Genomic DNA, 13,400 nt, shown 5'->3' on the forward strand with positions numbered 1-13,400 from the left:
TTTTAGCTATTAAACAATAACAAAGTGAGGTGAGCATGACTTATAAGTATGAGTATGCAGGGTTCTGGTTAAGATTTGGCGCAATGATTATTGATAGTCTTATTCTTTTTTTAGCAATTATTCCAGCCGCATGGATTTTTTATCGGGGAGATTACGACTTAGTATTTGCTACTGGATTAAGTAGTAAGCCACAAAATTATTGGTTCGATCTCATTGTGAACTATGCATTTCCTTTCTTGTATTCAGTTTTATGTTGGTTGTATTTTGCAGGTACACCAGGCAAACGTTTGATGCGACTAAAAGTTTTAGATGAAAAAACAGGCAATAAGCTCACAGTCATGCAGAGTATTATTCGCTACATTGGTTATATTCCATCAATTCTAGTATTTGGTATTGGTCTTTTTTGGGTGGCATTTGACGCTAAAAAACAAGGTTGGCATGACAAAATGGCAAAATCAGTTGTAGTCAGAGAGCTATAAGAATTATGGCAAAAAAGCATTCATAGCAGGCTATGAACGCTTTTTTATTAGTTTCTTTTGGTTTTAAATTTAAGTACTACAAATACGATAATACCGACAATCAATCCCCAGAATGCTGAACCAATACCGAAAAATTGAATACCCGAAGCACTACATAAAAAGGTAAATAATGCTGCTTCACGTTCTTCAATTTGAGCAAAAGCAATCGCAATGTTGTGGCTGATCGTACCAAGTAATGCAATACCAGCCAAAGCTACAATAAAAATATGAGGAAAAGACATCAATAAACTTGTGAGTGTTGCAGCAAACAAACCCATTAAGATGTAGAAAAAACCACAGCTTATACCTGCAATATAGCGTTTGCTTGGGTCAGGATGAACTTGATCATCTAAGCTTACGGCAGCACTAATTGCAGCAATATTGACGCTATAACAGCCAAATGGTGCAAGCACAGCTTGGGTTAAACCTGTCCAGCCAATGAGTTGATTCACGTGTGGTTTGTAGCCATAACTTTTGATCATGGCAATACCCGGTAAATATTGAGAAGCCATACTAATCACAAACAGTGGCAGTGCTAAGCCCAAAAGTGCTGACCAGCTAAAGTCAGGACTAATCCAAACAGGTTCTGCTAAAGACCACTGAAGTGTAGGCATATGAAATTCTAAAAAGACAGGGCATAGGGCAATACCTGCAATTACGGTAAATACAATGCTATAACGCGGCCATAATCTTTTTGTAATGACATAAATGCTAAGTAAGGACAAAACAAATGCCCAATCATTTTGTAAACTTGCGAAAAGCGAAATACCAAATTTAAGCAAAACTCCTGCAAGCATGGCACTGGTTAAACTTTGAGGGATGTATGACAGCGCTTTTTGAAAAATACCTGAAAAGCCTAAAATAGCTGTTAGTAACCCACCAACTAAAAAAGCACCAATCGCTTCATTTAAACTATATCCACTACCTGTTGCCATAATTAAAGCAAGACCAGCGGTTGACCACGCCGTTGCTACAGGATATTTAAATTTCCAAGAAAGAATGAGTCCTGATAAGCCAATACCCAGACCCAAAGCCCAAAACCATGAAGTGATTTGATCAGGTGAAGCATCTAAAGCTTGAGCCGCTTGAATCACTAAAACGGCCGAAACACTAATGCCAATGAGAAAGGTAATAAAACCAGCAAATACTGCTGGAATTGAAAAATCTTGAAGAATTTTTTGCATGATACGTATTCTAAATCCAAGAAAAATTAATAGGCTTCTGCCATTGCTTCCAATTGGGGTGAATTTAACAATTTTTTTTAAGAAGGTGCTTTCTATTTTTAGTTTAAAAAATAAATAATATTTTTAAATTATTAAATAATGCTATTATTTGTTTCATAAATAAAAATGAATCAAGAATATTATTTTATGGAAGAGAAAGCCGAAAATTTAACACCACTAGAACTGAAAATTATGCGTGCTTTGCAAGAAAATGGGCGTTTAAGTAATGCAGAGTTGGCAAAACTTGTAGGTATTAGTACATCATCTTGTTGGAATCATACTCAGCGTCTTTTCAAGATTGGCGCAATCTTAGATGTGCGTGCCCGGATCAATCCCAATACTGTTCAACGTGGTACTGTGGTGTTAGTCGGTGTAGTTTTGGATCGTTCAACTCCTGATAGCTTTCAAGCATTTGAACAAGCATCGGGTGATTTGGAAAATGTTTTAGAGTGTTATCTGGTAGCAGGGGAAGTCGATTATTTTCTAAAAATTCGTGTTAAAGATTTAGCTGCATTTAACAGATTTCATAGTGAAAAAATTATCGCCTTACCCGGAGTCAGACAAGTCAGAACTTTTTTTGTGCTCAATGAAGTTAAAACAGATGGTATGCTGGACTTTTAGCAGTTCATTGTGTTTTAACTTTTTAATGCAAAAGCTTAATTAGATTAAAAATAATTAAATTGTTGAAGTTGCTAGTTTTAAACCAAACCCAAAAAATAGAATTCCTACTAGAAAAATTCCGCTCGCTGCAATTTTATGGTTCTCTTTAAAAAATGCCGAGAGTTTAATTCCAGAGAAGATTAATGCAGTTAAATAACTAAAACTAATAATCTGTAAAATAATCGCTAAAATTAAAAAGCTCAGAGCAGGATAGGCATAATCTGGTTCAACAAATTGAACAAAGAAAGATAAGAAAAATAAAATTGCTTTAGGGTTGAGTAAACTAATACTGAGTGCTGTTTTATAAGGATGAACTTTATCTAACGCGGGTAAATCAGCCATTTCTGGTTGAGTTTGATTACGTTGTTTCCAGCGTTGAATACTGCCTTGTAACAGTTTAAAGCCTAAATAAGATAAATAAAGTGCACCTGTTAATTTAAGAATGACAAATACCCATGGGAATGCCTTGAGTAGAGAAGCAGCTCCGAGTACTGTACATAGCATTAAAATAAGGTCACCGGTGAAAATACCGAATGCACCCATATATCCGGTTTTAATCCCGTAGCGTGAGGCAATTGACATCACATAAAGAGAGTTGGGTCCTGGCAATAACACAATTAGGAATGTACCAATAATATATGTTGTTAAATCTGTTATGCCGAACACGAGAAACCTAATAAAAAACCGATTTTTGTCATGATAACAAAAATCGGCAATTTTGTATGAAAAGTGCAGTTTTTTAAGATTTTATTTCCGCATCAATTCCAAAAGACTGACGTAACAAAAGGCTTAATTGGTCACGTGCTTTAATAAAGCCATCAACACCACCTTGTAAAAGCTGGAATGCCATTAAGTCATGGTTAAGTTCATCTTTAAAACTTTGCTCATCTTGAGCTGGTCTAACAATCACTTCGGCTTGTTTTGCTTGAGATGCATCAAGGGCCGCATCGACTGTACGATTATCTTGCTCAAGCTGGGTAAGTAAGCTTGGCGAGATCGTCAGTAAATCACATCCAGCTAGACCAAGCACTTGATCGATGCTACGGAAGCTCGCACCCATCACTTGAGTTGGAATATTTTGCTGCTTATAGTAAGTGTAGATTTTCTTAACTGAAACTACGCCTGGATCTTTTTCGATTGGGTAAGCGTCTACACCTTCAGCTTTTTTGTACCAGTCTAAGATACGACCTACAAATGGTGAGATTAAAGTCACTTTTGCATCTGCACACGCTTGGGCTTGATGTAAACCGAAAAGGAGAGTGAGGTTACAAGCAATACCTTCAGCTTCTAATACTTTAGCAGCTTGAATACCTTCCCAAGTCGATGCAATTTTAATCAGAATACGTGACTGATCAATCCCATAGCCTTTGTAAAGTTCACATAATTCATGCGCTTTTTTAATGGTTGCTTCAGTGTCATATGAAAGTGCAGCATCCACTTCTGTAGATACACGGCCTTCAATCAGTTTTAAAATTTCTACACCAAACTTTACGGTTAAAATATCAATGGTTCTTTCGATTAACTCATCGTTGCTGTAGCCTTCTTCTTTGGCTTGATAATAAGCATCTTCAATGAGCTCTTTACTTTCTGGTTGTTCTGCTGCTGCCGTAATCAATGAAGGATTTGTCGTCGCGTCTAATGGACGGAATTTACGAATTGCATCAAGGTCACTACTGTCGGCAACAACGGTCGTTAATGTTTTTAATTGGTCAAGTGCTGTATGAGTCATTGATATTCAACATCTTCAGTAATAAATCTTATCTTTTCTTTATAGCACAAAGTCTATTCATGCTGTCGATATATCAATTGTTATATTTCAAAGAAAAACGTTTAGGTTCTGCATCTCAATTGAAATAATTTTAAGGTGCCTGTTGCATTCGTTGCTTACGGATATATTCAATTAGAAATCTAGCAGCCGCACCGAGTTCACTTTCACGGCTCCACACTAAGTCGACGTAATATTCAAATCTTGGAGTGAAATCTAATAAATCCAACACTTTAAGTTTGTTTTTTAGTTCCGGGTTTTCTTTAAACATTTCTTGAGGAAGAACACCCCAACCTAGATTGCGTAAAATCATTAAACAAGCAGAGTGGTGGTTGTCTGTACGCCAATAGTGTTTCGAAAATAGCAATTCAGGTTTTAAAGTCTCATCTCGGCTTGCAACTACAATTTGTCGTGTAGTAAGGATTTGTTCATAAGAAACTTGATTTTGGCTTGCGAGGGGATGGCTATTTGAAATAACCGGAATTAAAGCCTCACGTTTAAGTTCTACAAATTGTTCTCTGTTATCTAGGTGTTCACGTTCAAACATGAGGGCAAGTTGGGCAGAGCCATCTAATAACATTTGAAGTGCATCTTCTTGAGGAGCAGACACAATATTAATTTGTAAGTCTGGAAAACGACTTTCTAAAAGACAAATATAGTCGGTCCAATTGGTGTGTAAAAGTTCAGAGACAATCACAAGAGTTAAATTGGCTTCTAACCCTGTACTTAACGCGTGAGCATGTTGCTTCCATTGATTCATCTCAATTAAAAGCTGAGATGTCTTTTCGTATAACACCCGTGCTTCGTCAGTAGGGACGGGTTCACGGCCTTTACGGTCAAATAAACTTAAGTCCAGATCAATTTCTAAGTTGGCAATAGACATGCTTACAGCCGAAGGTACTTTTCCAAGTTTACGTGCTGCTCCTGAAAAAGAGCCGGTTTCAATCACGGCCTGAAACATGAGTAGTTGTTCTTGATTAATATTCATCTGTCAAAAAAACTGAAAGAACCTGATTGGATTAATCAATATTATAAAAATAAAATGCACATTATCCAAGTAATTATTGAGTATTTAAAAATGTTGATTTCCAAGAGAAGACTCATTCATGCAATCAGTTATGAAGGAATTTTATTGGTCATCATTGCGATTGCATTAAGTTTTATTTTTGATATGCCGATGGAAGTGACCGGAACACTTGGCGTGTTTATGGCAGTGGTTTCAGTTTTCTGGAATATGATTTTTAACCATTATTTCGAAAAAGTAGAGCATAAATATAATTGGGAAAGAACGATCCCTGTGCGGATTTTACATGCGATTGGTTTTGAGGGCGGCTTGCTGATTGCGACTGTACCAATGATCGCCTATATGATGCAGATGAGTGTTATTGATGCACTTATTTTAGATATTGGTTTAACTTTATGTATTTTGGTTTATACCTTTATTTTCCAGTGGTGTTATGACCATATCGAAGATAAGTTTTTCCCAGATGCTAAAGCAGCATCACTTCATTAAAAATTAAGTTGTTAAACTAAAAAAGCACCCATCAGGGTGCTTTTTTTTAAAGGTAAATCGTAAAATTATTTCTCTACGATTGCTACAACACCTTCACCACCTGCTGTACAGATCGAGATTAATGCACGGCCTGAACCTTTTTGATTAATCAATTTAGCAGCAGTTGCCAAGATACGACCACCAGTTGCAGCAAATGGATGGCCTGCACCTAAAGATGAACCATTTACGTTCAGTTTAGAGCGATCGATTGAACCCAAAGGTGCATCTAAACCAAGACGTTCTTTACAGAATTTTTCATCTTCCCAAGCTTTCAAAGTAGATAACACTTGAGATGCGAATGCTTCATGGATTTCGTAGAAATCAAAATCTTGAAGTTTAAGATTCGCACGTTTAAGCATACGAGGTACTGCATAAGCAGGAGCCATCAATAAGCCTTCTTTAGGACCGTTCTTGCCAATGAAGTCAACAGCTGCTGTTTCAGAGAAAGAAAGGTAAGCTAAAACTTCATGGCCGTTTTCTTTTGCCCATTCTTCAGAAGCAAGCAATACAACAGAAGCACCGTCAGTCAACGGAGTTGAGTTACCTGCTGTCATTGTTGCAGTTTCGCCTTTACCGAAAACTGGTTTTAATTTAGCTAGTTTTTCAACTGTGCTGTCTGCACGTAAGTTGTTGTCACGGTTAAGACCTAAGAATGGAGTCATTAAGTCATCAAAGAAACCACGCTCATAAGCAGCAGCAAGTTTTTGATGGCTGCTAGCAGCTAACTCATCTTGTGCTTCGCGAGTGATACCCCATTCTAAAGCAGTGATCGCTTGGTGCTCACCCATTGAAAGACCAGTACGTGGTTCACCATTGCTTGGTGCATCAAGAAGCTTTTTAAAATCAATTTTTGTTAAAGCTTTAAGACGGTCTTTACCAGTTTTAGCTACATTGAGTTCAAGTAAAACTTTACGTAAACCATCACCTACAGCAATTGGTGCATCAGAAGTAGTATCAACGCCACCTGCAATACCTACGTCGATTTGACCAAGTGCAATTTTGTTTGCAACAACAAAAGCTGCTTGTAAACCTGTACCACAAGCAATTTGGATATCATAAGCAGGAGTTTCAGGAGCAAGATCTGTGCTCAATACAACTTCACGAGTCATATTAAAGTCACGGCTGTGTTTTAAAACAGCACCAGCAACGACTTCACCAATACGCTTACCTTGTAAGTTAAAGCGTTCAACCAAACCGTTTAATGCTGCTGTCAGCATGTCAGAATTTGACGCTTTGAAATAAGCAGTATTTGAACGTGCAAATGGAATACGGTTGCCACCAATAATTGCAACGCGGCGAACAGTGTTTTGGCTCATGGTTTTATCCTGTTGAACAGAAGTTTTGGTTTTTGTTGCTTTTGGTGCTGCAGCTAAATTTGAAGATGTAGCAGTGGTTTCTGTAGTCGCGCTCTTAGTGCGAGGGCTACGTGCAGGTGCAGTCGTTGAACGAGTACGTGTCGTTTTTGGAGTATTAGTTGCTGCTTTAGGAGTAGTGCTGTTACGCTTAGCCGTGTTAGAAGCCGACTTTGATGTATTTGACACTTTTTCCTGAGCAGAATTTTCGACTGCTGGATTTTCTTGAGTTGGTTTGCTCATAAGGCTTTTCCAAGCATATTAACGATATTCTTATAAGCTACCTTAACACAATTCAAATAGACCTGTATTGACTAGAATGACATTGTAGATAGCATTCAGGTCAAGACATCCAAAGATGAAGTCAAGTATGATTTGGAGTAACTCTAATGAACGACTGCTTTCATATTGTTTCTATCCATCTCATAACATAATGAAGCCTGTCGTAGAAAATTCATTTCTTTGAGAGATAATAATCATGACTGATCAATACCAAGCATTTACACAATCTCCTATTGGTAAATTCGTTGTCAAAAATCTGGGTTTACCATCGCCAGTTGCATTAGAGCGTTTTGAGAGTGCTCAGCCAGTAGTGAATGGTGCAGTATTGGTTGGCGCAGCGCCATCAAGTGTATTGTCTGGTGCGATTGCACAAGTACTTAGCAATATTCATGCAGATAGCTATGTAGGCAATAATGTTGCTTTACAACAAGAAGCTGCAAAAGTTGGTTTAAATTTACGCCCATTCAATGCAGGCGACAAAGAATCAAAATTCAAAGCAGTCGTATTTGATGCTTCTGGTATTCAAAACTCAGAACAGTTAAACGAACTTTATAAATTCTTTAACCCGATTGCGCGTCAAGTTGCGACTTCTGGTCGAGTGATTGTGATTGGTACAACTCCTGAAACTGCAAAAACTGTAAAACAGGCGATTGCTCAGCGTGCACTTGAAGGCTTTATCAAATCTGTAGGTAAAGAATTTAAAAAGGGTATTACTGCTCAAGTTGTCTATGTTGACGAAGGTGCTGCTGCAAACCTTGAATCAACTTTACGTTTCTTGCTTTCTCCACGTTCAGCTTATGTATCTGGTCAAGTTGTTCGTGTGTCTAAAGCAGATGTGGTTGATGTTGATTGGGCAAAACCGCTTGCTGGTAAAACTGCATTAGTAACTGGTGCGAGCCGTGGTATTGGTGAAGCAATTGCACATGTGTTGGCACGTGATGGCGCTCATGTTATTTGTCTAGACGTACCACAACAACAAGCTGACCTTGATCGCGTAGCTGCTGATATCGGTGGTTCTACATTAGCAATTGATATTACAGCTGCTGATGCGGGCGAAAAAATTAAAGCTGCTGCGGCAAAACAAGGCGGTTTAGATATTATTGTTCATAATGCAGGTATTACGCGTGACAAAACTTTGGCAAACATGAAGCCAGAGCTTTGGGACTTGGTCATTAACATCAACTTGTCTGCTGCTGAACGCGTAAATGACTACTTATTAGAAAATGATGGTCTAAATGCAAATGGCCGTATAGTTTGTGTATCATCAATTAGCGGTATTGCTGGTAACCTTGGTCAAACCAACTATGCTGCATCTAAAGCAGGTGTGATTGGTCTAGTGAAGTTTACTGCACCTATCTTAAAAAATGGTATTACCATTAACGCAGTAGCGCCTGGCTTTATCGAAACTCAAATGACTGCAGCAATTCCATTTGCAATTCGTGAAGCTGGTCGCCGTATGAACTCAATGCAACAAGGTGGTTTACCTGTTGATGTAGCAGAAACAATTGCATGGTTTGCATCAACTGCTTCTACAGGCGTAAATGGCAACGTTGTGCGTGTATGTGGTCAAAGCTTGTTGGGCGCTTAAGCACTTTTAGCTAAATAGGGGTGCTTGTGCATCCCTTTTTTATTCAAGAATCTATAAATTATAAAAGGTTAGGTATGAATACTCGTCATTTTAGCCAGCTACCAAAAGCGGCATTGGCTTACCCAAAAGTGGTACAAGGTTTAATTTTTAAAAAGCCGAAAGGTCCAAAAATCTTACCGCAAGTTGAATATGTAGTAGATACTCTAGAAATTGATCAAAGCCATCTCAAAGCTTATAACGAAGTATGTGGCTTTCAAAATAATGGCTTTGTACCCGCAATTTATTTGGCTGTGCTTTCTCAAAGTTTGCAAATGCACATGATGACAGCAGAAGCCTTTCCATTTCCAATTTTAGGTTTAGTGCATATCCGTAATCAGATTAAACAAACCAGACCAATTGGTATAACTGAAAAACTAACTTTGTCATGTAAATTTGGCGAACTAAAACCGCATGATAAAGGTGTTCAGTTTGACTTTATTACCACGGCAAAAGTTGGCAATGAAGTGGTGATGGAAGGCTTAACGACTTATTTATCTCGTCAAAAAGTCGAGAAAAGAGTGGGTGAGAAAGCCAAAGAAGAACAAGCGCCAGCTTATGTTCCAAAGGCAGAGTGGGATATTTTAGAAAACACAGGTCGCCGTTATGCGAAAGTGTCTGGTGATTTTAACTTAATTCATATTCATGCCATTACTGCAAAAGCTTTTGGCTTTAAGCAAGCCATTGCGCATGGTATGTGGAGCAAGGCTAAAGCACTAGCGAACCTTGAATTACCAAATGCTTATGAAGCAGATGTGTGGTTTAAGCTACCAATGTTCCTACCCTCAAAAGTTGAGTTCTTAACTGCCAATGCAGATAAAAAGACTGATTTCTTGATTCGTAATGCCAAATCACAAAAACCGCATGTTGCAGGAACTGTAAAAGCATTATAAAAATATCAGCAGCCTGAACAGAGGTTTGGGCTGCTTTTGAGCAAAATAACAAAAAATGCAAGGAACTTCATGTGATTAAAGAAATTTTACTGGCCGATACCCATAACTATCACGGTATTTTAGATGAACGTTTTATTGATTTAGCTCACCAATTTAGCCGTCTTCAAGATGCTAGAACAGGACAAGGTGGAGCTGCATTAGCAGTTTATTTTAGAGGCCAGAAAGTTGTAGATATCTACACCGGTCTAAAATCACAAAATGAAGCATGGCAACCTGACACTTTGGCAGTTTGCTACTCTACAGGTAAAGGCGTACTTGCAACTTTAGCGCATATTTTAGTAAGTGAAGGTTTTTTAGAATACGACAAACCGATTGCAACTTATTGGCCTGAATTTGCTCAAAATGGTAAAGAGCAAATGACATTGCGTCATGTGCTAAGCCATCAAAGTGGCATGTTTGATGTTCGGAATATTATTGAAAGTGCGAGGGAAATGCTCGACTGGTCTCATATGTTAAATGTGATTGCAGCGACTAAGCCTAGATTTCTTGCCGGAGAGGGCAATGCGTATCAAGCTTTAACATTTGGCTGGCTTGTCGGTGGAGTACTTGAAAAAGCAACTGGTCAATCTTTAGATCAGCTCATGCAAAAATATCTTGTTGAACCGTTGCAGTTAGACGGTGCTTATTTTGGTACGCCTGCAAGTGAGCTAGACCGTGTAGCACGTTTAATTATTCAACCCAAACATGAAAAACCAGCGGCTCCCCAAGTTGAAAAACCTAAAAAGCCTCAAGCACGCAAGAGTTCACTCTCTGAAAAAATGATTACGTGGACTGGACAAGACCCACAAGATTTTCAGGATGCCATGATTCCAAAAGGAATGAAGAATTTTAGTTTCTTTAGTGATGAGGGGTTACAAGCAGTCATTCCGGCGGCGAACGGTACGTTTACTGCAAATAGTCTTGCTAAAATTTATGCGATGCTGGCAAATCACGGTGAATGGGATGGACAGCAAGTTATTCGCCCAGAAATATTTAAAGAGCTCAGTACCATTCAAAGTTATGCACGTGATCGTGTCATGCCAATTCCGATGAATTGGCGCTTAGGATATCACCGCATTATTACTATGGGTAAACGCGCTAAAAATGGCTTTGGACATATTGGTTACAATGGTTCAGGGGCGTGGTGCGATCCTGAGCGTGACCTGAGTTTTGCCTATACTCATAACTTCCAAATTGGTTCAATCACGGGTGATTATCGTTTGTGGGGGCTGACTCAAGAAGCCTTACGTTGCACTGATCAAATTTTAAAAGGCCGTAAAGGCTGGTTCTAATTTTAGTGTTGTAAAGCTGGTATTTTAATTAATGCCAGCTTCTATATTTATAATAATTCTAGGCGAATAATTGCTTCGGTATGGCGCTTAAAGTCTTCTTCAGCTAAACCTTGTAAACCAAGTTGATAAATACCTTCTAATCCGCATACAAAGGCAATGAGTCGCCAAGCTATGTCTGTTGAATTAGATATATTTTTAAATTCACCTTCTTTTTTACCACATTCAATTGCTTGCACAATTGTTTGATGCCAATTCTGCATGGCCAAGTTATAAGCCTTTCGTATTTCAACATCTTGTTCAATTAAGAGTTCAGCCTCATTCCATAAGCGTAAGTAGGGCTGAAGTCTATCTATGTTTTCTGCGCCTAATAAGATGAATAGCCTTTGAAATTGGCTAGTCGTTTTTAGGGTTTGTTCAATTTCATCAAGCTGTTCCATCAGCTTTAAAAAAGCTTCAGCTTTTAAATGAGATGCCGAAGAAAAATGATGGTGAACTTGTCCGGTAGAGGTTTGTGCTTCTGTTGCGATTCGGCGTACCGTCATGGCTGTAAAACCTTCAGCCAAAGCAACTTGCATGGCAGCTTGCAGAATCATTTCTCTGCGTTGATCGCGATTAAGATAGGCCATGTTTCTTTCACCTGACTGAATTCGACACAAATTACATTAAAACTAAAAGTTGGACAAGTGTCCAATTGTGTATATAATAACCATGATTTGAACACATGTCCAAGTTTTGGATATTGAAGAGCGTTATGCAAAAAAAATGGTTAATCCTGACAATTATCGTCCTTATATATTTACCAGTTACGATTGATGCAACGGTGATGCATGTTGCTACACCATCTTTAAGTGCCGCATTGAATTTAACTGCCAATCAGCTTTTATGGATCATTGATATTTATTCGCTGATTATGGCAGGTTTGATTTTGCCAATGGGGGCACTCGGCGATCGTATTGGCTTTAAAAAATTACTATTTATTGGAACCGCAGTTTTTGGCGTGGGTTCGCTAGCTGCTGCTTTTTCTCCAACCGCTTACGCCTTAATTGCTTCCCGTGCTGTTTTAGGTCTAGGGGCAGCAATGCTTATTCCTGCCACTTTATCAGGCATTCGTAATGCTTTTACCGAACAAAAGCAGAGAAATTTTGCACTTGGTCTTTGGTCTACAGTAGGTGGTGGTGGCGCTGCTTTTGGTCCATTAGTTGGGGGTTTTGTACTAGAACATTTCCATTGGGGAGCCGTGTTCCTCATTAACATTCCGATTATTTTAGTGGTTCTGGTCATGATCACGATGATCATTCCTAAACAACAAGAGAAAACTGATCAGCCAATTAACTTAGGGCAAGCTTTAATTTTGGTTGTAGCCATTTTAAGTCTCATCTATTCAATCAAATCGGCGATGTACAACTTTTCGGTACTCACGGTTGTGATGTTTGTGATTGGTATAAGTACTTTAATTCACTTCATACGAAGCCAAAAAAGAAGTACTACGCCAATGATTGATTTGGAGTTATTTAAACATCCAGTAATTTCTACCAGTATTGTTATGGCCATTGTTTCCATGATTGCTTTGGTTGGTTTTGAATTACTTTTGTCTCAAGAGTTGCAGTTTGTCCATGGGTTTTCTCCATTACAGGCAGCTATGTTTATTATTCCATTCATGATTGCGATTAGTTTAGGTGGTCCATTAGCCGGAATTTGCTTGAATAAATGGGGACTTAGACTGGTATCTACTGTTGGTATTTTAATAAGTGGATTTAGCCTATGGGGACTTGCCCAGCTTAACTTTTCAACCGACCACTTTTTAGCATGGACATGTATGGTCTTTTTAGGCTTTAGTATTGAGATTGCCTTACTGGCTTCAACTGCTGCCATTATGTCATCTGTCCCACCTCAAAAGGCAAGTGCAGCAGGTGCGATTGAAGGAATGGCTTATGAGCTTGGGGCTGGTTTAGGCGTGGCTATTTTCGGGTTAATGTTGTCTTGGTTTTATAGTCGCTCAATTATTTTACCAGCAGAGCTTCCGACGAACTTAATTGAAAAAGCGAGTATCTCCATTGGTGAAACCATGCAATTAGCAGCTAACCTTGAAAACCCTTTGGGAGGACAATTAATTGCAGTTGCGCAGCAAGCTTTTAGCTATGCACATAGTTGGGTGCTTACCATCTCAGCCATTTGTTTCTTTCTTTTAACTGTATTTGTC

The 13,400-nt window shown here is 38.6% G+C and carries 13 protein-coding genes; 7 read left to right on the forward strand and 6 right to left on the reverse strand.

The features are described 5' to 3' along the window. Positions 1 to 35 precede the first annotated feature (35 nt). A complete protein-coding gene (locus HUN22_RS10820; protein WP_174729036.1) occupies positions 36 to 479 on the forward strand; it encodes an RDD family protein in 444 nt (147 codons plus the stop codon). A 47-nt stretch (positions 480 to 526) separates the two neighbouring features. On the opposite strand, the gene HUN22_RS10825 is transcribed toward HUN22_RS10820, so the two are convergent. Then, the gene (locus HUN22_RS10825) at positions 527 to 1,702 is read right to left on the reverse strand and encodes a benzoate/H(+) symporter BenE family transporter (protein WP_174729039.1); all 1,176 of its coding nucleotides are present in this window, start codon (positions 1,700 to 1,702) and stop codon (positions 527 to 529) included. Positions 1,703 to 1,888: 186 nt separating this feature from the next. On the opposite strand from HUN22_RS10825, the gene HUN22_RS10830 reads away from it, so the two are divergent. Then, the gene (locus tag HUN22_RS10830) at positions 1,889 to 2,362 is read left to right on the forward strand and encodes an Lrp/AsnC family transcriptional regulator (protein ID WP_046813037.1); all 474 of its coding nucleotides are present in this window, start codon (positions 1,889 to 1,891) and stop codon (positions 2,360 to 2,362) included. Positions 2,363 to 2,416: 54 nt separating this feature from the next. Here HUN22_RS10830 and leuE read toward each other — a convergent pair whose 3' ends face one another. The 3 genes from leuE to HUN22_RS10845 all read right to left on the reverse strand — a co-directional run bounded on the left by leuE (position 2,417) and on the right by HUN22_RS10845 (position 5,154). Continuing rightward, a complete protein-coding gene (gene leuE / locus HUN22_RS10835) occupies positions 2,417 to 3,067 on the reverse strand; it encodes a leucine efflux protein LeuE (protein ID WP_016803130.1) in 651 nt (216 codons plus the stop codon). A 73-nt stretch (positions 3,068 to 3,140) separates the two neighbouring features. Continuing rightward, positions 3,141 to 4,130: a transaldolase gene (gene tal, locus HUN22_RS10840; RefSeq protein WP_174729042.1), complete on the reverse strand. Its 990-nt coding sequence runs from the start codon at positions 4,128 to 4,130 to the stop codon at positions 3,141 to 3,143. A gap of 130 nt (positions 4,131 to 4,260) precedes the next feature. Beyond that, complete coding sequence (locus HUN22_RS10845) at positions 4,261 to 5,154, reverse strand: LysR family transcriptional regulator (protein WP_174729045.1); 894 nt, start codon at positions 5,152 to 5,154, stop codon at positions 4,261 to 4,263. A gap of 90 nt (positions 5,155 to 5,244) precedes the next feature. Here HUN22_RS10845 and aceI point away from each other — a divergent pair, with 90 nt between their 5' ends. Next, positions 5,245 to 5,679: a chlorhexidine efflux PACE transporter AceI gene (gene aceI, locus HUN22_RS10850; protein WP_174729048.1), complete on the forward strand. Its 435-nt coding sequence runs from the start codon at positions 5,245 to 5,247 to the stop codon at positions 5,677 to 5,679. A 65-nt stretch (positions 5,680 to 5,744) separates the two neighbouring features. Here aceI and HUN22_RS10855 read toward each other — a convergent pair whose 3' ends face one another. Continuing rightward, positions 5,745 to 7,313: an acetyl-CoA C-acetyltransferase gene (locus tag HUN22_RS10855; protein WP_174729050.1), complete on the reverse strand. Its 1,569-nt coding sequence runs from the start codon at positions 7,311 to 7,313 to the stop codon at positions 5,745 to 5,747. 235 nt (positions 7,314 to 7,548) lie between these two features. Here HUN22_RS10855 and HUN22_RS10860 point away from each other — a divergent pair, with 235 nt between their 5' ends. The 3 genes from HUN22_RS10860 (at position 7,549) to HUN22_RS10870 (ending at position 11,200) form a co-directional block, all read left to right on the forward strand. After that, a complete protein-coding gene (locus tag HUN22_RS10860) occupies positions 7,549 to 8,940 on the forward strand; it encodes a 3-oxoacyl-ACP reductase (RefSeq protein ID WP_174729053.1) in 1,392 nt (463 codons plus the stop codon). Positions 8,941 to 9,014: 74 nt separating this feature from the next. Next, positions 9,015 to 9,869, forward strand: a complete 855-nt coding sequence (locus tag HUN22_RS10865) for a MaoC family dehydratase (protein WP_174729056.1) — start codon at positions 9,015 to 9,017, stop codon at positions 9,867 to 9,869. A gap of 71 nt (positions 9,870 to 9,940) precedes the next feature. Continuing rightward, the gene (locus HUN22_RS10870) at positions 9,941 to 11,200 is read left to right on the forward strand and encodes a serine hydrolase domain-containing protein (protein ID WP_174729059.1); all 1,260 of its coding nucleotides are present in this window, start codon (positions 9,941 to 9,943) and stop codon (positions 11,198 to 11,200) included. A gap of 47 nt (positions 11,201 to 11,247) precedes the next feature. Here the strand turns inward: HUN22_RS10870 and HUN22_RS10875 are convergent, their stop codons facing one another. Next, entirely contained in the window at positions 11,248 to 11,826 is a 579-nt protein-coding gene (locus HUN22_RS10875) for a TetR family transcriptional regulator (protein WP_004791707.1), read from the reverse strand. Positions 11,827 to 11,951: 125 nt separating this feature from the next. Here HUN22_RS10875 and amvA point away from each other — a divergent pair. Then, positions 11,952 to 13,400 (forward strand): multidrug efflux MFS transporter AmvA (gene amvA / locus HUN22_RS10880; RefSeq protein WP_174729062.1); only part of this gene is annotated, 1,449 nt, incomplete at its 3' end.

Source organism: Acinetobacter lactucae (assembly GCF_013344765.1).
Classification (GTDB): domain Bacteria; phylum Pseudomonadota; class Gammaproteobacteria; order Pseudomonadales; family Moraxellaceae; genus Acinetobacter; species Acinetobacter lactucae_A.